This is a genomic window from Nocardioides sp. CPCC 206347 (assembly GCF_048654605.1).
Taxonomy (GTDB): Bacteria; Actinomycetota; Actinomycetes; order Propionibacteriales; family Nocardioidaceae; genus Nocardioides.
Map to the genome: position 1 here is coordinate 201610 of NZ_JBMCYZ010000005.1, position 17291 is coordinate 218900.

Here is a 17291-nt window from a genome sequence, read left to right on the forward strand (position 1 = left end):
CTACAACATCGAGGAGTCGAGATGGACCGCACCGGACTGCTGACCGATCGCTACGAGCTCACCATGCTCGACTCCTTCGTGCGCGACGGGATGGTCGGCCGCCCCGCGGTGTTCGAGGCCTTCTCGCGGCGCCTGCCCGAGGGCCGTCGCTACGGGATGCTCGCCGGCCTCGGCCGACTCCTCACCCTGGTCGAGAACTTCACCTACGACGCCGACGACCTCGCCTGGTTGCAGGAGCAGGGTGTCATCGGCGACGCGACCGTGGACTACCTGCGGGACTTCCGGTTCGCCGGCGACATCGACGGCTACCGCGAGGGCGACCTCTACTTCCCCGGAAGCCCGATCTTCACCGCCACCGGCACCCTCGGCGAGTGCCTCGTGCTGGAGACGCTGGTGCTCAGCGTCCTCAACCACGACACCGCCATCGCCAGCGCAGCCGCCCGGATGGTCGACGCCGCCCAGGGCCGGCCGATCATCGAGATGGGCGGGCGTCGTACCCATGAGGAAGCGGCGGTCGCGACCGCGCGGGCGGCGTACGTCGCCGGGTTCGGCTCGACGAGCAACCTTGCCGCCGGCCGGCAGTTCGGAGTACCGACCGCGGGCACCGCCGCGCACGCCTTCACCCTCGCGCACGACACCGAGGCCGATGCGTTCCGCAGCCAGGTCGAGGCGCTCGGCGTCGGCACCACCCTGCTCGTCGACACCTACGACATCGCCGAGGGCATCCGGACGGCAGTCGAGGTCGCAGGCACCGGGCTCGGCGCCGTGCGGCTCGACTCGGGCGACCTCAGCGAGGAGGCCCACAAGGCACGCGCCCTGCTCGACTCGCTCGGCGCGACCGGGACCCGAATCGTGGTGACGAGCGACCTCGACGAGTTCGTGATCGCGGCCCTCGCGGACGCCCCGATCGACGGGTACGGCGTCGGCACCCGGGTCGCGACCGGCTCGGGCCACCCGACCGCGAGCATGGTCTACAAGCTGGTCGCCATCGCCGACGCACCCGGCGAACCGATGCGGCCCGTCGCCAAGAAGTCGCAGGACAAGGCCTCGGTCGGCGGCCGCAAGACCGCCTTCCGCGAGTACGACGACAACGGGCTCCTCGTCGCCGAGCTCGTCACCCGCGACGGCACTGCCCCCGGCGCCGCGCGCCCCGTCCAGGTACCGCTCATCCGGGCCGGCGCGGTCGTGCACGCACCGATCCTCGACGAGATCCGGGCGTTCGCGGCCGCGGCGCTGGCCACGTTGCCGGCCGATGTGCGCGGCGTGGCCGCCGGGCCGTCGTACCTGACCACCACCGAGAGAACGGAGACCGCCGTGCCCACCCACCGCGCACTCATCGTCGTCGACGTCCAGAACGACTTCGTGGAAGGAGGTTCGCTCGGCGTCACCGGCGGCCGCGAGGTCGCCGGCCGGATCAGCGAACACCTCGCCACGAAGTCGGGTGACTACGCCCTGATCGCGGCATCTCGCGACTGGCACCACGCCGGCGACACCAACGGCGGCCACTTCCACGCCCCCGGCGAGGACCCCGACTTCGTGAACACCTGGCCCGTGCACTGCGTCCAGGGCGAGGCGGGCTCGGACTACGCACCCGAGCTGGTGACGGACGCCGTCACCCACCACGTCGTGAAGGGCATGGGCGAGGCGGCCTACTCGGCCTTCGAGGGCGTCACCGAGGACGGCGCCCGGCTGGCCGACCTGTTGCGCGCGGCCGGGGTGACCGAGGTCGACGTCACCGGGATCGCGACCGACTACTGCGTGCGGGCCACGGCGCTGGATGCGGTCAAGGAAGGCTTCGCGGTGCGGCTGTTGCCCGGCCTGCACGCAGGGGTGGCACCCGACAGCTCGGCGGCGGCGCTCGAGGAGATGGCCGCGGCCGGCGTGGAGGTGACGGCATGAGCACGACGCACCCGCCCTTCGCCGTCGCCGTCGACCTCGCGATCTTCACCATCCGCGACGGCGCCCTCGCGGTCCTGCTGGTCGAGCGCGGCGAGGAACCGTTCGCGGGCTCCTGGGCCCTGCCCGGCGGATTCGTCGAACCCGACGAGGACGCCGAGCAGGCCGCCTGGCGAGAGTTGCGGGAGGAGACGGGCGTCGACCGCTTCCCCGGCCACCTCGAGCAGCTGCGCACCTACTCCGCCCCCGACCGCGACCCGCGGATGCGCGTCGTGTCGGTCGCCCACGTCGCCCTGGCACCCGATCTCCCCGAACCACAGGCCGGCACCGACGCCGCCGACGCCCGCTGGTGGGTCGTCGACGACCTGCTCTCCGGCGAGGACGCACCCGCCCTGGCCTTCGACCACCGCAACATCCTGGTCGACGCCCGAGAACGGGTGCGCGCGAAGCTGGAGTACACGACGCTCGCGACCGAGTTCGTCGCCGAGCCGTTCACGCTGCCCGAGCTGCGGCGCGTCTACGCCGCCGTGTGGGGCACTCCCCCGGACCTCGGCAACTTCCGGCGCAAGGTGCTGGGCACCGAGGGGTTCGTGGTCGCCACGGACACCACGGGCGGGGCTGCCGAGGGTGGCGGCCGCCCGGCCCTGCTCTACCGACGCGGCCCCGCGGTCGTCGTACAACCGCCGATGGTGCGGGGCTGACGCTGCTGCGGATTCATCAAGGTATGTCGGCGAGGTCGCACTCCCCACGGCGGGCACACACGGGGAAGTGACAGTTCGCCTACCTACCTTGATGAATCCGCCCTCGCCTTTCTCAACCCAACGGTTGACAAAGAGGGATCGACGGCGTTTACTCAACCCCATGGTTGAGTACGACGACAGGTTGTCGCGGGTCTTCTCGGCACTCGCCGACCCGACCCGTCGCGACATGGTCGCCCGCCTGGCAGCGGGCGACGCGACGGTGAGCGAGCTGGCGGCGCCGTACGACGTCTCGCTCCAGGCCGTCTCCAAGCACCTCAAGGTGCTCGAGGAGGCCGGGCTGGTGAGTCGCAGTCGCGACGCACAGCGGCGGCCGGTGCATCTGGACGCGGAGGTGTTCGACCTGATGACGAAGTGGATCGAGCGTTACCGGCAACAGGCCGAGGAGCGCTACCGACGACTGGACGCGGTCCTGGCCCGCCTCCAGGGCAAGGCCTCCCCCACCGACGAACAAGAGCGCATCGAAGGAGAAGCAGGATGAACACCAGCACGACCACCCCGGAGACGGTGATCGAAGCCGATCCCGACGTCCCCACCGTGAGGCTCGTCCGCGAGTTCGACGCTCCGCGTGAGCTCGTCTGGCGCGCGCACGTCGAGCCCGAGCTGATCAAGCAATGGCTCGGTCCGCACTCGATCGGCATGGACATCGAGGTCTGGGACATGCGCACGGGCGGCGAGTACCGCTACACCGCCACCCGCGAGGGTGAGGAGATCGCGCACTTCTACGGTTCGGTCCACCGGGTCACCGACAACGAGAGGATCGTGCAGACCTTCGGGTTCGAGGAGATGCCGGAGGCGGTCAGCCTCGACACGCTCACCCTGCACGACCTCCCCGACGGCCGCACCCGCCTGGAGATCCTGTCGGTCGTCTACGACTTCGAGTCCCGCGCCGGCATGCTCGCCAGCGGCATGGAGGTCGGCGTCAACGAGGGCTACGAAGCGCTCGACGCACTGCTGGCCCGACTGAAGGACCAGGCATGATCCCCGCCGGTCCCGCTGCCGAGCACGCGAGCATCGCCGGCACCTTCTCCGAGAAGGTGCGCGGCGTCGCTCCCGACGGGTGGGACGTCGCGACACCCGTGGCGGAATGGACGGCGCGCGACGTCGTACGCCACCTGGTGGAGTGGTTCCCCGGCTTCCTCGCCGGCGGCTCCGACATCAAGCTCCCGATCGGCCCGTCGGTCGATGAGGACCCGGTCGCTGCGTGGGAGCACCACGCCGCCGCCGTCCAGGCAGTGCTGGACGACCCGGCCGCGGCCGACACGACGTTCGCCCACCCGCACCTGCCCGCGATGCCCCTCCCCCAGGCGATCGCGCAGTTCTACACGAACGACGTCTTCATGCACACCTGGGACCTCGCCCGCGCCACCGGCCAGGACGACCGGCTCGACGCCGGGCGCTGCCAGTCGATGTTCGAGGGCATGGAGCCGATGGACGAGATGCTGCGCCAGAGCGGTCAGTACGGCGCCCGGGTCCCCGTGCCCGACGACGCCGATGCGCAGGCGAAGCTCATCGGCTTGATCGGCCGCGACCCGGAGTGGCGTCCCTGACGCTGGACCCACGGGCCGCCCGGCGATGGCACGATGACGCCATGCCCGAGAAGGTGCGGTTCCCGAGTGTCAGCGGCGAGCTCCTCGCCGGGCTGGTCGACCTCCCCGCAGGAGAGGTACGTGGCTGGGGCGTCTTCGCCCACGGCTTCACGCTCGGCAAGGACTCGCCCGCCGCGGCACGGATCTGCAAGCAGCTCGCCGCCGAGGGCGTCGGCATGCTCCGCTTCGACAACCTCGGTCTCGGAGATTCCGAGGGCGACTGGGGCGACGGTGGGTTCACCCACAAGGTGGCGGACACGGTCCGGGCGGTGGAGTTCATGAACGCGGCCGGGCGCACCGTCGAGATCCTGGTGGGGCACTCGTTCGGCGGTGCCGCGGTGCTCGCTGCGGCTCTCGAGACCCCGACGGTCCGGGCCGTGGCGACGGTCGGTGCGCCCTTCCAGCCGACGCACGTCGAGCACAACTTCGACGCCATCCTCGACCGGGTGATGGCCGACGGCGAGGCCGAGTGGCTGATCGGCGGCAAGGCGCTGACCCTGCGTCGTACCTTCATCGAGGACGTCCGCAACGCAGACCTCGCCTCCTGCATCCCGGCGTTGAAACGGCCCCTGCTCGTGATGCACTCCCCCACCGACAACACGGTCGGCATCGCCAACGCGAGCGACATCTTCCGCGCCGCCCGGCACCCCCGGAACTTCATCTCGCTCGAAGGCGCCGACCACTTCCTGACCGCGCCGGGCCAGGCGAAGCGGGCCGCGCGGATCATCAGCGCCTGGGCCGACCAGTACCTCGCCCTGGACTGATCCGGCGGGCCGGCCCGAAACCCGGTCGTCGATTGTCGGTGCCGCGCCCTAGCCTCGTTCCATGGCGTACGACGAAGGGCTGGCCGGGCGGCTCCGGGCACTGCTGGACGACGATCCTGCACTCGCGGGCCACGCCGTCACCGAGAAGAAGATGTTCGGCGGACTGGCCTTCCTGGTCGGCGGACACATGGCGGTCGCCGCCAGCGGCCAGGGCGGCCTCCTGGTGCGCGTCGAACCGGCCGCGACCGAGGATCTCCTCGCCACGACCGCCGCCTTCCCGATGGAGATGCGGGGCCGCGCCATGAACGGCTGGCTCCGCGTCGACGACGCCGACGTCGAGACCGACGACCAGCTCGCGACATGGGTCGGTCGCGGCACGTCGTACGCCGCGTCCCTGCCGGCGAAGTGAGGACCTTCTGGGCGGCGCTGCCCACCGAAGGACGCTGGCTCCTCTCGACCGTCGCGATCCAGACGCTCGGGCGCGGTCTCACGCTGCCCTTCACGCTGATCTATCTCCACGAGGTGCGCGGGTTCGACCTCGGCCTGTCCGGCACCCTGATGGCCCTCATCGCGATCGTCGGGCTCCTGGTGACCGGGCCCGGCGGTGCGCTGGTCGATCGCTACGGCGCCCGCGTCATCCTGCTGCTCGGCATCGTCGCGATGATCGCCGGCAACGTGCTGCTCGCCTTTGCGACGACGCCGGCCGCCGCGGCGGTGGCGCTGATCCTGATCGGCCTCAACTTCGGGGTCTCCTGGCCGGCTTTCAACGCCCTGATCGCCGCAGTCGTCGACGGCGACCTGCGCCAGCAGTACTTCGGCATCAACTTCGCGCTCGTCAACCTCGGTATCGGCGTGGGCGGGGTGATCGGCGGCCTGTTCGCCGACGTGGACCGGCCCGGCACCTTCACCGTGATCTTCCTCGGTGACGCCGCCTCGGGACTGATCCCGCTGGCCCTGCTGCTGGGGCCGCTCCGCCATGTCCACGGCCGGGCCGCCCAGCCGGAGGACGGGTCCGCCCATCCGACGGTCGGCTACCTCCAGATCCTGCGCGAGCCGGCCGTGCGCTGGCTGACCGCACTCACCTTCGTGGCCATGTTCATCGGCTACGGCCAGCTGGAGGCCGGCTTCCCCGGGTTCTCCCGCCAGGTCGCCGAGGTGTCCACCCGGACCATCGGACTGGCGTTCGCGGTCAACACCGCCGTGATCGTGCTGCTGCAATTCACCGTGCTGACGAAGATCAGCGGCCATCGTCGTACCCGCGTGATGATCGTGATGGCCGTGATCTGGGCCGGCGCGTGGGGGCTGCTCGGCTTCTCCGGCACGACCCCCGGCGGGGCGACAGCCGTGATCGGTGTCCTCGGTTTCATGGCGGTCTTCGCGCTGGGCGAGACGCTGCTGCAGCCCACCGTGCCGGCGATGAGCAACGACCTCGCGTCCGACCACACCCGCGGGCGCTACAACGCGCTGAGCGCCGGCGCCTTCCAGGGCGGCGCGATCGCAGGTCCGGTCGTGGCCGGTTTCCTGCTCGAACACGACCTCGGCGCGGTCTACGTCGGGCTGATGGTCCTCGGCTGCGCGGCGATCGGCGTCATGGCCCTGGCCCTGGAACGGCAGGTCTCCGAGACGGCCAACGGCCGGATCACGCCGACGCCCGCGCCGCTCGAGACCTAGGAGCTCCGGACTCGCGCCTGGTCGGCGGCCGCGACCCTGCCGAGCCGCTCGAGGTCGGCGCGGAGCTCGGCGCTGCGGTCCTTGTGCGCCGGGATGAGCAGGCTGATCGCGATCTCGGCCCAGCGTGGGCCCTCGAGGATGCGGAAGGACTGCCGCACCATGGTCCCGCCCTCCACGCCGACCAGGTCGAACTCCCAGGCGGTGGCGCCGGGATCGGTGCGAGCCGGAGCCGTGTGGTAGACGAAACGCCGCGGGGCGTCGTACTCCCGGACGGTGCAGATCTTGGTCCAGCGGGCCAGGCCCCGCTTGTTCGGCCCGCGGAAACGGGCCCCGACACCCCGGTGCTCGTCGAGCCACTCCCCTGCCCGGGCCTCGTTGCTCCACTCGCCCACGCGGCGGACGTCGGTGAGGACGCCCCAGACGACTTCGGGACTCGCCGGGACGACGACCTCGCACGTCCCGGACGGCTTCAGCCTCAACATGACGGCGCCAGGCTCAGGGACGGGACCGATTCTGCGGGCGTGCCCGCCCACAACGTGCGGCGCCGCTTCCTGTACGGACCGCCGAGCAGGTGCACCAGGACGAACCGGGGCACGGGCGGCACCAGTCCGGTGACCACGCCGATGCTCTCGGCGTCCAGGCCGTCGATCAGCCAGTGCCCCTCGAACGCGAGGTCCCGCTTCGACTTGGTGTCGAGGTTGTGCTTCCTGTCGAGCTCCTGCCACTCGGCGTCGGAGAGCGTGCGGTCCACGATCGGCATCAGCTCACGCTCCTCGTGCTCGAGGTGGGGCAACAGGACGTCCTCGAGCCCGATCACGGCAGCCAGCACAGCCGCTGCTTCGTCCCGCTGCTCCAGCACCCGCGCGGCAGCGGTCAGCCGGTCCATCGCCGGGTGCACCGCCGCGTGTTCGCCGTCCATCCGGTCGAGGAGCGGACCGATGGCGGCGTTCCGCTCGCGCACCGCCGGGTAGAGCCCCGTGTCCTCGGCCGTGTGATGGCGATGCAGGAAGTCCATCATCCAGACCAGGTGGGCGCCCAGTGTCCGGCGTCGTACGGGGTCCAGGCCACCGGCCTCCAGCACCATCCGGGCGCGACACAGGTCGCGCCGCAGCGCGCTGTGCACGATTCCCATGATCCGGGTGTCCGCCGGATCCTGCATGTCAGCCATCTGATTCCTCCTCCACGAGGTTGAGCACGTTCACGACAGTGGTGGCGACCAGGTCCACGACCTCGGCGGTACTCCAGCCGAACTCGTCAGTGAGGACGAGGTAGCTCTCCTCGCCGACGAGCCCGAGCAGGGTCTCCGCCTCGCGCTGGGTCACCGTCCGGCGCGCGACGAGTCCCAGGGCCTGGGCGAAGGACTCGATCTGCTGGGCGCGGAACTCAGCACTCAGCACGGCGAGCTCGGGCTCGCTCATGGCACCGCCCCGGAGCGCACGGATCACACGGGCGCCCCGGCCGTGGATGCCGACCAGCAGCTCCGACCCGGCTCGCAACCGTGCGTCGAGGTCTCCTTCGGCCACAGCCCGGAAGACCGCGCGATCGGCCAGGGGGACCTCGGCGTCGTCGCCCACCACCGCCACCTCGATCGCGGCACGGAGCAGGGCGACCTTGGACCCGACTGCGGAGTAGACGGTCTCGACCGCCACCCCGGCCTCACGGGCCACGTCCCGCACCGAGGTGCCGGCCCAGCCACGCTCGGCGAACAGGCGCGTGGCGACCTCGACGACCTGGCGACGGGTCCGGGCAGCGGCGGCGCGACGGCCGGTGCTGTCGTAGGCGCGGGGTGCGGTGCTCACCCGAGCAGCATGCGCCTCGACCTCAATTGAATGCAAGGATGTTCCAGTGAAATTTACCCACCCCGGCGGTTCCGCTACAGGGCGCCGGTGCCGCCGACCGCAGGGAATCCGTAGCCGTCGTCGTTGATGGCGACGGTGAACAGCTCCTCCGCGTCTCCCGTCGCCGGATCGATCAGCAACACCCGGGTCTCGGTGGCGCCGTAGGAGATCACGACGACCTTCCCGTCACTCCACCCCAGCGGCTGGGCGGTCCGTGATCCCGCGACCGGGACCTCCACGGGTTCGGTGCCGATCTGCGGCTGCGTCGCGTACAGGCGGCCATCACCGACGGCGACATAGGCCAGCTGACCGGACTCGCTCCAGGCGGCGGACGTGCTGACCGGGACCACGCTGGCCCCGGCCACCGTCCCGTCCGCGCGCATGGTCGCGACCTCGACCCGCTCTGCTGCACCGGTCATCAACAGCGGTCCAGTCGGTGCGATCCCGATCAGGGACCGGCCACCCGCCGCGAGGTTGACGACGGTGCCGTCCGGGTTGCGCATCTCAGGGGTCGTGCCGTCCTGCCAGTACAACCGGCCGCCTGCGTCGAACCCCAGCTGCCAGGGGTCATGGCCCACCGGTGGAGCGGCCAGCGGGATCGTGTCGAGCACCGTGCCGGAAGCTGCGTTCCAGATCCGGACCGCTTGCGTCCCGCCCTGGTCGACCCTGCCGGCGACCACCCCGCCGTCGTACGACACGGCGACCTGGGTGGCCTCGTCGAGGTACGGCGCCGCCACGAGTCGGTCGCCGTCGAGACGCCGCCACGTCACCGTGTCGGCTCCCTGGGCGACGAGCACGCCGTCGCCGAAGGCGACGATCCCCGACGCGGCAGTCGAGAGGGTGAGCGTCCCGACGTGGAGCTCGCCGTGCAGGAGGTACGGCACGTCGATCGCCGGCGCCCCGGTGACCTGCGGCGTGTTCGGCGCGGGTGCGGGCTGGACCTGGTCGCCGTCCCGCGCGGCCAGGCCGATCGGGATGGCGACCGCGGCGGCGACGGCTGCGGCAGCAGCGACGAGAGCAAGCGTCCGCCCACGACGCGGGCGGGCCGCCGGAGCGTCGAGGAGTACGACGGGAACCGGCGGGATCTCCACCTCGTCGGCATGGCGGGAGAACATCTGGGTCAGGTCACGTTCGAGCTGATCAGTCATCACGAGACCTCCTCGGTCGACGGGTGGGCAGGGTGGGCTCGTTCAGTGGAGCGGTCCTGGTGGTCGCGGAGCGTCCGCAGGGCCAGAGATGCCTGGGACTTCACCGTGCCGGTGGAGACGCCGAGGACGTCGGCGATCTGCGCTTCCGAGAGGTCTTCGTAGTAGCGCAGGACGAGGACCGCTCGCTGCCGTGGCGGCAGGACCTGCACCTGGGCCCAGAGGTCCAGCCGGGTCGAGCTGGCGACGGCCGGGTCGGCCGGAGGGTCAGGGACGGGAACCAGGTGGGCCTTCTGTGCCCGGCGGCCGCTCTTTCGCCGTTCGCCGAGCATCTCGTTGAGGAGCATCTTCCTGACGTACGCGTCGGGCGAGTCCGCTCGTCGTACCCTCGGCCACTGCGCCAGCACCTTGATCAAGGTCGTCTGCAGCAGGTCCTCGGCGGCGGTGCGGTCACCGGTGAGCAGGTGGGCGGTGCGGTAGAGAGCAGCCCAGCGGGCGGTCACGTACTCCTCGAAGGAGTGCCGCAGCGGGTCCGGGTGTCCAGTGGTCATCGTCCCCTCCTTTCACCCTTCCTGATGTCACGACACCGGCGTCGGGTTGGAGTCCGGTCCGATCGGCTCGGCGAACCACAGGGTCCGGTGGGTCCACTGTCCCGGCCCGGTCCGCTCACCTGAGCAGACGATGATCACGACCTCCGGCGGGCCGTCGGTCGCCTTGTAGCCGGGGAATCCGTCCGAGTCGCGCACCTCCACCCGCTCGGTGACCCGGTAGCAGGCGAACCGCCCGTCGCCGCGCAGCACGAGCTCGTCGCCCACCTCGAGGGCACCGAGCAGCGCGTTGCCCATCGCGCTGCCGTCCGGCCAGGTGTGGGTGTTCAGCAGCACGTGCCCTGCGTCCGACCCGGGTTCGACGCCACCGAGGTCCCACGCGAAGACGTTCTTCTCGTTGACCGGCGGCACCCCCGGCACGTCGTTCGGGGTCCGCGGTACGGCGAGCACGCGCGCCCGTCGTACGACGCCCTCGACGCTGATCTCCGTCGGCACGAAGCCTGCGCGGGCGGATCGGTCACACATCGTCCTCGGCACGGGAACAGGCGTGGTGGGCGTGACGGTGGTGCGCGGCTCGGCCGCCTTCTCGGGCGCCGGGTCGTCACGCAGGAGGAACCAGCCCAGGAGCGCGGCGACCAGGACGACGAGCGCCGCCCCCGTCGTCACCAGCGCCGTCCGCCGATTCCCCGACCGTGTCCCTGCCACCTGGCCATTGTGGCCCCGCTGTCGGCGCCGTGCGGGAGGATGGGCAGATGCCCGAGACCGACCCGCCGTCCGATGCGCTGGCGGGGTTCAGTGAGGCGACCCGGACCTGGTTCCAGGCGGCCTTCTCCGAACCCACCCCGGCGCAGGCCGGCGCGTGGGCAGCAATCGGCCAGGGTCGTCACACGCTGGTCGTCGCGCCCACCGGTTCGGGCAAGACCCTCAGCGCCTTCCTTGCCGCCATCGACCGGTTGCTGACCACGCCGACACCGGACGACAAGCTGCGCCGGACCCGGGTCCTCTACATCTCGCCCCTCAAGGCCCTGGCCGTCGACGTCGAGCGCAACCTGCGCGCACCACTCATCGGCATCCGGCAGACCGCCGAGCGGCTCCATCCGGGACGACCCTTCCCCGAGGTGACCGTCGGGCTCCGCTCCGGCGACACGGCAGCAGGCGACCGGCGCAAGCTCGCGACCCGACCACCCGATGTCCTGATCACCACGCCCGAGTCGCTGTTCCTGATCCTGACCAGCCAGGCGCGCGAGACGCTGCGCGGCATCGAGACGGTCATCATCGACGAGGTCCACGCAGTCGCGGGGACCAAGCGTGGCGCGCACCTCGCGGTCAGCCTCGAGCGCCTCGACGCCCTTCTCCCCCGTCCCGCACAGCGCGTCGGACTGTCCGCCACGGTGCGGCCGACGGAGGAGGTCGCCCGCTTCCTCGGGGGCGCCGCACCCGTGGAGATCGTCGCGCCACCGGCCAGCAAGCTGTGGGACCTGCGGGTCGAGGTCCCCGTCGAGGACATGACGGAGCTGGGCGCCCGGCAGGGCGCGAGCGACGAGTTCGAGGACCCGACCGCTCCCCCGGTGCGCGCCAGCATCTGGCCGCACGTCGAACAGCGGGTGGCCGAGCTGATCGGCGAGCATCGGTCGACAATCGTGTTCACCAACGGGCGCCGTACGGCGGAGCGGCTGACGGCTCGGCTCAACGAGATCGCGGCCGGTGTCACCGCCGACGGTGTCGAGCCACCGGCGCAGGTCATGGCGCAGTCCGGAGCGGCTGCAGGCGCCCCCTCACTGCTCGCCCGCACCCACCACGGCTCCGTCTCCAAGGAGCAGCGCGCGATGGTCGAGGACGACCTCAAGGCCGGCCGGCTGCCGGCCGTGGTCGCGACCAGCAGCCTCGAGCTGGGCATCGACATGGGCGCGGTCGACCTGGTCCTCCAGATCGCCTCGCCACCGAGCGTCGCGAGCGCCCTGCAACGCGTCGGCCGGGCCGGCCACCAGGTCGGCGAGACGTCCCACGGCGTCTTCTTCCCGCAGCACCGCGGCGACCTGGCGCCAGCCGCCGTCGCCGTCGACCGGATGCGCAGCGGGAGCATCGAGGCGCTGCGCGTCCCCGCCAACCCGCTCGACGTCCTCGCCCAGCACGTCGTCGCCGCGACCGCGATCGACGAGTGGGACGTCGACGAGCTGTTCGAGGTCGTCCGTCGCTGTGCTCCGTACTCCCATCTCCCCCGGTCGGCGTACGACGCCGTCCTCGACCTGCTCGCGGGGAGGTACCCCAGCGACGAGTTCGCCGAGCTGCGCCCCCGGATCACCTGGGACCGCGTGACCGGACGGATCTCCGGCCGGCCCGGCGCGCAGCGCCTCGCCGTCACCAGCGGCGGCACCATCCCCGATCGGGGCCTGTACGGCGTCTTCCTCGCCGGCGAGGGCACGAACCGCCGCGTCGGCGAGCTCGACGAGGAGATGGTCTACGAGAGCCGGGTCGGCGACGTGTTCGCGCTCGGTGCGACGAGCTGGCGAATCGAGGACATCACGCACGACCAGGTGATCGTCACCCCGGCGCCGGGTGTGCCCGGCCGCCTGCCGTTCTGGAAGGGCGACACCGCCGGGCGCCCGACCGAGCTGGGCGAGGCGATCGGTGCGTTCACTCGCGAGCTGACGGCGCTGCCGGACAAGGCAGCGCTGGCCCGTGCCCGTGCCGTCGGCCTCGACGAGAACGCCGCAGCCAACCTGATGACCTACCTCCGCGAGCAGGTCGAGGCCACCCGGGTGCTGCCGAGCGACGCCACGATCCTCGTCGAACGGTTCCGCGACGAGCTCGGTGACTGGCGACTGGCCGTCCACTCCCCCTACGGAACCGCCGTCCACGCGCCCTGGGCGCTGGCCATCAACGCCCGCCTGCGCGAGCGCTTCGGCGTCGACGGCCAGGCGATGGCGTCCGACGACGGCATCGTGATCCGGATCCCCGACACCGACGCGGAGGCGCCGGGCGCGGACCTGATCTCGTTCGAGCCCGACGAGATCGAGGAGATCGTCACCCGCGAGGTCGGTGGCTCGGCGCTGTTCGCGGCGCGCTTCCGCGAGTGCGCAGCCCGGGCCCTGTTGCTCCCGAGGCGCGATCCCGGGCGTCGTTCCCCGCTGTGGCAGCAGCGCCAGCGCGCCGCCGCCCTGCTCGAGGTCGCATCCCGCTACCCGTCGTTCCCGATCGTCCTCGAGACGGTCCGCGAGGTGCTCAACGACGTCTACGACCTGCCGGGCCTGACGACGCTGCTGCGCCGGGTGGACCAGCGTGACATCACGGTCGCCGAGGTCGAGACGACCCAGCCGTCGCCGTACGCCCGGACCCTGATGTTCGGGTACGTCGCCCAGTTCGTCTACGAGGGCGACTCCCCGCTGGCCGAGCGGCGTGCGGCCGCCCTGACCCTCGACCAGGGCCTGCTCGCCGAGCTCCTCGGTCGCGCCGAGCTGAGGGAGCTGCTCGACCCCGACGTCCTGGCCGAGGTCGAGGCCGAGCTGCAGCGCACGGTTCCGGACCGGAGGGCGCGCGATGCCGAGGGCGTCGCCGACCTCCTTCGCCTGCTCGGTCCGCTCACGCTCGACGAGGTCACGGCACGTGCCCGTGAGGATGCGCCCGTCGGCGAGTGGCTCGCCGACCTCACCGCCGCACGCCGTGTGGTCCCCGTCAGGATCCCTTCGAGGCTCGCTTCGCTCGCACCTCAGGACGGGGGCGTGGACGCGTGGGCCGCCGTCGAGGACATCGCTCGCCTCCGCGACGGACTGGGCATCCCCGCCCCTCCCGGCACGCCTGCCGCGTTCACCGAGCCGGTCGACGACCCGCTCGCCGACCTCGTGGGGCGGTTCGCACGCACCCACGGACCGTTCACCCCGGACCAGGTGGCCCTGCGCCTCGGGCTCGGCGTCGCGGTCGTCCGGCACACGCTGCAGCGGCTGGAGGCCCAGGGGCGGGTCCTCAGCGGCGAGTTCCGTCCCGTCGGCTCGGGCGAGGAATGGTGCGACCTCGAGGTCCTGCGCCGGTTGCGCCGGCGGTCGCTGGCGAAGCTGCGCCACGAGATCGAGCCGGTCGAGCCGACCACCCTCGCGCGCTTCTCCCTGGCCTGGCACGGCATCGCTTCCGCGTCATCAGGTGGCGGCAAGGGACTGCGCGGCACCGACGGCGTCCTGCGCGCCGTGGAGCAGCTGGCGGGTGCCGCGGTCCCGGCCAGCGCCGTCGAGCCGCTGGTCCTGGCGTCCCGGGTCCGTGACTTCGAGCCGTCCCTGCTCGACGAGCTGACCGCGGCCGGTGAGGTGCTGTGGGCGGGCCACAACGCACTGCCCGGCAGCGACGGCTGGGTGTCCCTGCACCTCGCCGACCAGGCCCACCTCACGCTCCCCGCTCCGGGACCGGTGGAGGATCCGCTGCAACAGCGGGTGCTCGACGTCCTCGCACCGGGCGGCGCCTGGTTCTTCCGCCAGGTCGCCGACCAGGTCGCCCGGGCCTGCCTGGCCGACGACGACGTCGCGCCCCTCGACGATGCCGTGAGCGCCGCGCTCTGGGCGCTGGTCTGGTCCGGCCACCTCACCAACGACACGCTCGCTCCCCTGCGAGCCCTCACCCGTTCGGGCAAGGCCGCCCACCGCACCCGTCGAGCGCCGGCTCGACCGGGACGGGTTGCCCGCTCCGGGCCTCCCGAGACCGCGGGCCGCTGGTCGGTCCTGCCGGCCATCGATCTCGACCCGACCCGGCGCGCGCACGCGCAGGCCGAGCAGCTCCTCGACCGCCACGGGGTCGTCACCCGTGGAGCGGTGGTCAACGAGCGGGTGGTCGGCGGGTTCGCCGCCGTCTACAAGGTGCTCAGCGCCTTCGAGGAGGCCGGCCGCTGTCGTCGGGGGTACTTCGTCGAGGGCCTCGGCGCGGCCCAGTTCGGCACCGCCGGTGCGATCGACCGTCTGCGGACCTTCGGCCCCGACGCCCAGGGCACCGACAAGCCGTCCGCCGTCATGGTCGCCGCCACCGATCCGGCCAACCCCTACGGAGCCGCCCTGCCCTGGCCGGCAGCGGGCACCGACGAGTCCGGCCACCGACCGGGCCGCAAGGCCGGTGCCATCGTCGTGCTCGTCGACGGCGCCCTGGTCCTCTACGTGGAGCGGGGCGGCCGCACGCTGCTCACGTGGACCGACGACCCCGACCTGCTCGCGCCGGCCGCCGAGGCACTCTCCACCACCGTGCGCCGGGGCAGCCTCGGCCAGCTGACGGTCGAGAAGGCAGACGGCACCGCCCTCCTCGGCAGCGGCAGTCCGCTGCGCGACGCACTCGCGGCCGCGGGGTTCATCGCCACGCCGAGGGGGCTCCGCATCCGTGCCTGAGGGCGACGCAGTCCGTCGTACGGCCGACCGCCTGGACCGGGCGCTTGCCGGCCAGACCCTCCAGCAGTCCGACTTCCGGGTGCCCCAGCTCGCGACCACCGACCTGGCGGGCGCGAGGGTCGGGCGCACCGCCACCCACGGCAAGCACCTGCTCACCCGGCTCGCCACGACCAGCGGCGCGCGGCTGACCCTGCACACCCACCTCAAGATGGAGGGCAGCTGGCAGGTCGCACGGATGGGTAGCCGCTGGCCCAAGCCCGCCGTGGACGCGCGCGTGGTGCTCCGTACGGCGCACCAGGTCGAGGCCGTCGGCTTCCTGCTCGGCGTCGTCGAGCTGGTCGCGACCGCCGACGAGGCCGAGATCATCGGCCACCTCGGCCCCGACCTGCTCGGAGCCTGGACCCCGGAGCACCAGGCGATCGCAGTCAAACGCCTCACCGCCGTACCGGAACGAACCCTCGGCGAGGCCCTGCTCGACCAGACCGTGGTCGCCGGACTCGGGACGATCTGGGTGTCCGAGTCCTGCTTCGTGCACGGGATCTCCCCCGTCGCCCCGACGGGCGACCTCCGCGACCCGGCGCGCTTCCTGGCCCGTGCCCGCCAGATGATGCAGGCCAGCCTGCAGCACGGCAAGCCGATCACGACCGGCGATCGACGCGAGCCGCTGTGGGTCTACGGGCACACCCGCCAGCCGTGCCGCCGGTGCAGCACGCCGCTGGTGGCCGGGACCGTCGGCCCGCCCGGGCGGGTGCGGACGACCTACTGGTGTCCGACCTGCCAGCCGTCGCCGGCCACGTGACCGTGATCTCTGCACGGCCGGGAACGCTCCCGCACCACCCGTCCGTTGAACGTGACATGCACAGCCATTTCAACGGGCTCAAGACCGCCGGACTCTTCGCAGGCATCTTCGCCCTGCTCCTCGTCATCGGCGGCCTGGTCGCCTCGGCCACCGGCAGTTCCCTGTTCATCTGGATCTTCGCGGCGATCGGCCTGGCCACCACGGCCTACGGCTACTGGAACTCCGACAAGCTCGCCATCCGCGCCATGCACGCCTACCCGGTCTCCGAGCAGCAGGCGCCCGCGATGTACCGGATCGTCCGGGAGCTCTCCACGGCTGCCAACCAGCCGATGCCGGCCCTCTACGTCTCCCCCACTCAGGCGCCGAACGCGTTCGCCACGGGCCGCAACCCGGAGCACGCCGCCGTGTGCTGCACCGACGGCATCCTGGCCCTGCTCGACGAGCGCGAGCTGCGCGGCGTTCTGGGCCACGAGCTGATGCACGTCTACAACCGCGACATCCTCACCGGCTCGGTCGCCGCGGCCCTCGCCGGCGTGATCAGCTCGGTCGGCCAGTTCCTGGCGTTCTCGTCCCTCTTCGGCGGTGGCGGCAACGGCGAGGACCGCCCGAACCCGCTGGTGATGATCGCGACCGCGCTGCTCGCACCCTTCGCGGCCGGCATCATCCAGATGGCGATCAGCCGGACCCGCGAGTACGACGCCGACGAGGACGGCGCCCGCCTCACCGGCGACCCGCTCGCCCTGGCGTCCGCGCTGCGCAAGCTCGAGCACGGCACCGCCCGCGCGCCACTGGCCCCGACGCCGCAGCTGCAGAACGCCAGTCACATGATGATCGCGAACCCGTTCCGCGCCGCCGACGTGTCACGGATGTTCGCCACCCACCCGCCGATGGCGGAGCGGATCGCACGCCTCGAAGCGATGGCGCGCTGA

Annotated in this window: 17 protein-coding genes; 11 read left to right on the forward strand and 6 right to left on the reverse strand. The window is 72.0% G+C overall.

What is annotated here, in order from left to right; translation table 11 throughout:
- The first annotated feature begins 21 nt into the window (after window positions 1-21).
- The 8 genes from ACOACQ_RS17920 (at window position 22) to ACOACQ_RS17955 (ending at window position 6678) form a co-directional block, all read left to right on the forward strand.
- Window positions 22-1899, forward strand: a complete 1878-nt coding sequence (locus ACOACQ_RS17920; RefSeq protein ID WP_420288951.1) for a nicotinate phosphoribosyltransferase — start codon at window positions 22-24, stop codon at window positions 1897-1899.
- Window positions 1896-2597, forward strand: a complete 702-nt coding sequence (locus ACOACQ_RS17925) for an NUDIX hydrolase (protein WP_420288952.1) — start codon at window positions 1896-1898, stop codon at window positions 2595-2597. The genes ACOACQ_RS17920 and ACOACQ_RS17925 overlap by 4 nt, the downstream gene beginning before the upstream one ends.
- A 160-nt stretch (window positions 2598-2757) precedes the next feature.
- Window positions 2758-3135 carry an ArsR/SmtB family transcription factor gene (locus ACOACQ_RS17930; RefSeq protein WP_420288953.1) on the forward strand — a complete coding sequence of 126 codons (378 nt, stop codon included), beginning with the start codon at window positions 2758-2760 and terminating at the stop codon, window positions 3133-3135.
- Window positions 3132-3635: an SRPBCC family protein gene (locus tag ACOACQ_RS17935; RefSeq protein WP_420288954.1), complete on the forward strand. Its 504-nt coding sequence runs from the start codon at window positions 3132-3134 to the stop codon at window positions 3633-3635. The genes ACOACQ_RS17930 and ACOACQ_RS17935 overlap by 4 nt, the downstream gene beginning before the upstream one ends.
- Entirely contained in the window at window positions 3632-4204 is a 573-nt protein-coding gene (locus ACOACQ_RS17940) for a TIGR03086 family metal-binding protein (RefSeq protein ID WP_420288955.1), read from the forward strand. Before ACOACQ_RS17935 ends, ACOACQ_RS17940 begins: the two co-directional genes overlap by 4 nt.
- Before the next feature lie 41 nt (window positions 4205-4245).
- Window positions 4246-5007, forward strand: a complete 762-nt coding sequence (locus tag ACOACQ_RS17945; RefSeq protein WP_378596885.1) for an alpha/beta hydrolase family protein — start codon at window positions 4246-4248, stop codon at window positions 5005-5007.
- 61 nt (window positions 5008-5068) lie between these two features.
- Window positions 5069-5416, forward strand: coding sequence for a TfoX/Sxy family protein (locus tag ACOACQ_RS17950; protein WP_378596886.1), 348 nt, complete (start codon window positions 5069-5071; stop codon window positions 5414-5416).
- Window positions 5368-6678 carry an MFS transporter gene (locus ACOACQ_RS17955; protein ID WP_420288956.1) on the forward strand — a complete coding sequence of 437 codons (1311 nt, stop codon included), beginning with the start codon at window positions 5368-5370 and terminating at the stop codon, window positions 6676-6678. The genes ACOACQ_RS17950 and ACOACQ_RS17955 overlap by 49 nt, the downstream gene beginning before the upstream one ends.
- Here ACOACQ_RS17955 and ACOACQ_RS17960 read toward each other — a convergent pair.
- The 6 genes from ACOACQ_RS17960 to ACOACQ_RS17985 all read right to left on the reverse strand — a co-directional run bounded on the left by ACOACQ_RS17960 (window position 6675) and on the right by ACOACQ_RS17985 (window position 10914).
- Window positions 6675-7160, reverse strand: coding sequence for an SRPBCC family protein (locus ACOACQ_RS17960; RefSeq protein WP_378596888.1), 486 nt, complete (start codon window positions 7158-7160; stop codon window positions 6675-6677). The genes ACOACQ_RS17955 and ACOACQ_RS17960 overlap by 4 nt on opposite strands.
- Complete coding sequence (locus ACOACQ_RS17965) at window positions 7154-7846, reverse strand: hemerythrin domain-containing protein (RefSeq protein ID WP_420288957.1); 693 nt, start codon at window positions 7844-7846, stop codon at window positions 7154-7156. Before ACOACQ_RS17965 ends, ACOACQ_RS17960 begins: the two co-directional genes overlap by 7 nt.
- Window positions 7839-8477 (reverse strand): TetR/AcrR family transcriptional regulator, encoded by a 639-nt coding sequence (locus ACOACQ_RS17970; RefSeq protein ID WP_420288958.1) that lies wholly within the window; start codon window positions 8475-8477, stop codon window positions 7839-7841. Before ACOACQ_RS17970 ends, ACOACQ_RS17965 begins: the two co-directional genes overlap by 8 nt.
- A 74-nt stretch (window positions 8478-8551) precedes the next feature.
- A complete protein-coding gene (locus ACOACQ_RS17975) occupies window positions 8552-9664 on the reverse strand; it encodes a hypothetical protein (RefSeq protein WP_420288959.1) in 1113 nt (370 codons plus the stop codon).
- Window positions 9664-10212 (reverse strand): SigE family RNA polymerase sigma factor, encoded by a 549-nt coding sequence (locus tag ACOACQ_RS17980; RefSeq protein WP_420288960.1) that lies wholly within the window; start codon window positions 10210-10212, stop codon window positions 9664-9666. The genes ACOACQ_RS17975 and ACOACQ_RS17980 overlap by 1 nt, the downstream gene beginning before the upstream one ends.
- A gap of 27 nt (window positions 10213-10239) precedes the next feature.
- Window positions 10240-10914, reverse strand: a complete 675-nt coding sequence (locus ACOACQ_RS17985) for a class F sortase (protein ID WP_420288961.1) — start codon at window positions 10912-10914, stop codon at window positions 10240-10242.
- Between the two features lie 47 nt (window positions 10915-10961).
- Between ACOACQ_RS17985 and ACOACQ_RS17990 the strand changes: the two genes are divergently transcribed.
- Genes ACOACQ_RS17990 through htpX form a run of 3 tightly spaced genes read left to right on the forward strand, consistent with a single transcriptional unit; the run spans window position 10962 to window position 17291 of the window.
- Entirely contained in the window at window positions 10962-15563 is a 4602-nt protein-coding gene (locus tag ACOACQ_RS17990) for an ATP-dependent helicase (RefSeq protein WP_420288962.1), read from the forward strand.
- Window positions 15556-16362, forward strand: a complete 807-nt coding sequence (locus ACOACQ_RS17995; RefSeq protein WP_378597199.1) for a DNA-formamidopyrimidine glycosylase family protein — start codon at window positions 15556-15558, stop codon at window positions 16360-16362. The genes ACOACQ_RS17990 and ACOACQ_RS17995 overlap by 8 nt, the downstream gene beginning before the upstream one ends.
- Window positions 16329-17291: a zinc metalloprotease HtpX gene (gene htpX / locus ACOACQ_RS18000; RefSeq protein ID WP_378597200.1), complete on the forward strand. Its 963-nt coding sequence runs from the start codon at window positions 16329-16331 to the stop codon at window positions 17289-17291. Before ACOACQ_RS17995 ends, htpX begins: the two co-directional genes overlap by 34 nt.

Excerpts from the sequence above, each read along its gene's own strand:
- ACOACQ_RS17965 (WP_420288957.1), bottom strand. The coding sequence starts at position 7,846 with ATGGCTGACATGCAGGATCCGGCGGACACCCGGATCATGGGAATCGTG.
- ACOACQ_RS17960 (WP_378596888.1), bottom strand. The coding sequence starts at position 7,160 with ATGTTGAGGCTGAAGCCGTCCGGGACGTGCGAGGTCGTCGTCCCGGCG.
- ACOACQ_RS17975 (WP_420288959.1), bottom strand. The coding sequence starts at position 9,664 with ATGACTGATCAGCTCGAACGTGACCTGACCCAGATGTTCTCCCGCCAT.
- ACOACQ_RS17945 (WP_378596885.1), top strand. The coding sequence starts at position 4,246 with ATGCCCGAGAAGGTGCGGTTCCCGAGTGTCAGCGGCGAGCTCCTCGCC.
- ACOACQ_RS17920 (WP_420288951.1), top strand. The coding sequence starts at position 22 with ATGGACCGCACCGGACTGCTGACCGATCGCTACGAGCTCACCATGCTC.
- ACOACQ_RS17935 (WP_420288954.1), top strand. The coding sequence starts at position 3,132 with ATGAACACCAGCACGACCACCCCGGAGACGGTGATCGAAGCCGATCCC.
- ACOACQ_RS17955 (WP_420288956.1), top strand. The coding sequence starts at position 5,368 with ATGGGTCGGTCGCGGCACGTCGTACGCCGCGTCCCTGCCGGCGAAGTG.
- ACOACQ_RS17925 (WP_420288952.1), top strand. The coding sequence starts at position 1,896 with ATGAGCACGACGCACCCGCCCTTCGCCGTCGCCGTCGACCTCGCGATC.
- ACOACQ_RS17990 (WP_420288962.1), top strand. The coding sequence starts at position 10,962 with ATGCCCGAGACCGACCCGCCGTCCGATGCGCTGGCGGGGTTCAGTGAG.
- ACOACQ_RS17930 (WP_420288953.1), top strand. The coding sequence starts at position 2,758 with ATGGTTGAGTACGACGACAGGTTGTCGCGGGTCTTCTCGGCACTCGCC.
- ACOACQ_RS17950 (WP_378596886.1), top strand. The coding sequence starts at position 5,069 with ATGGCGTACGACGAAGGGCTGGCCGGGCGGCTCCGGGCACTGCTGGAC.
- ACOACQ_RS17980 (WP_420288960.1), bottom strand. The coding sequence starts at position 10,212 with ATGACCACTGGACACCCGGACCCGCTGCGGCACTCCTTCGAGGAGTAC.
- ACOACQ_RS17940 (WP_420288955.1), top strand. The coding sequence starts at position 3,632 with ATGATCCCCGCCGGTCCCGCTGCCGAGCACGCGAGCATCGCCGGCACC.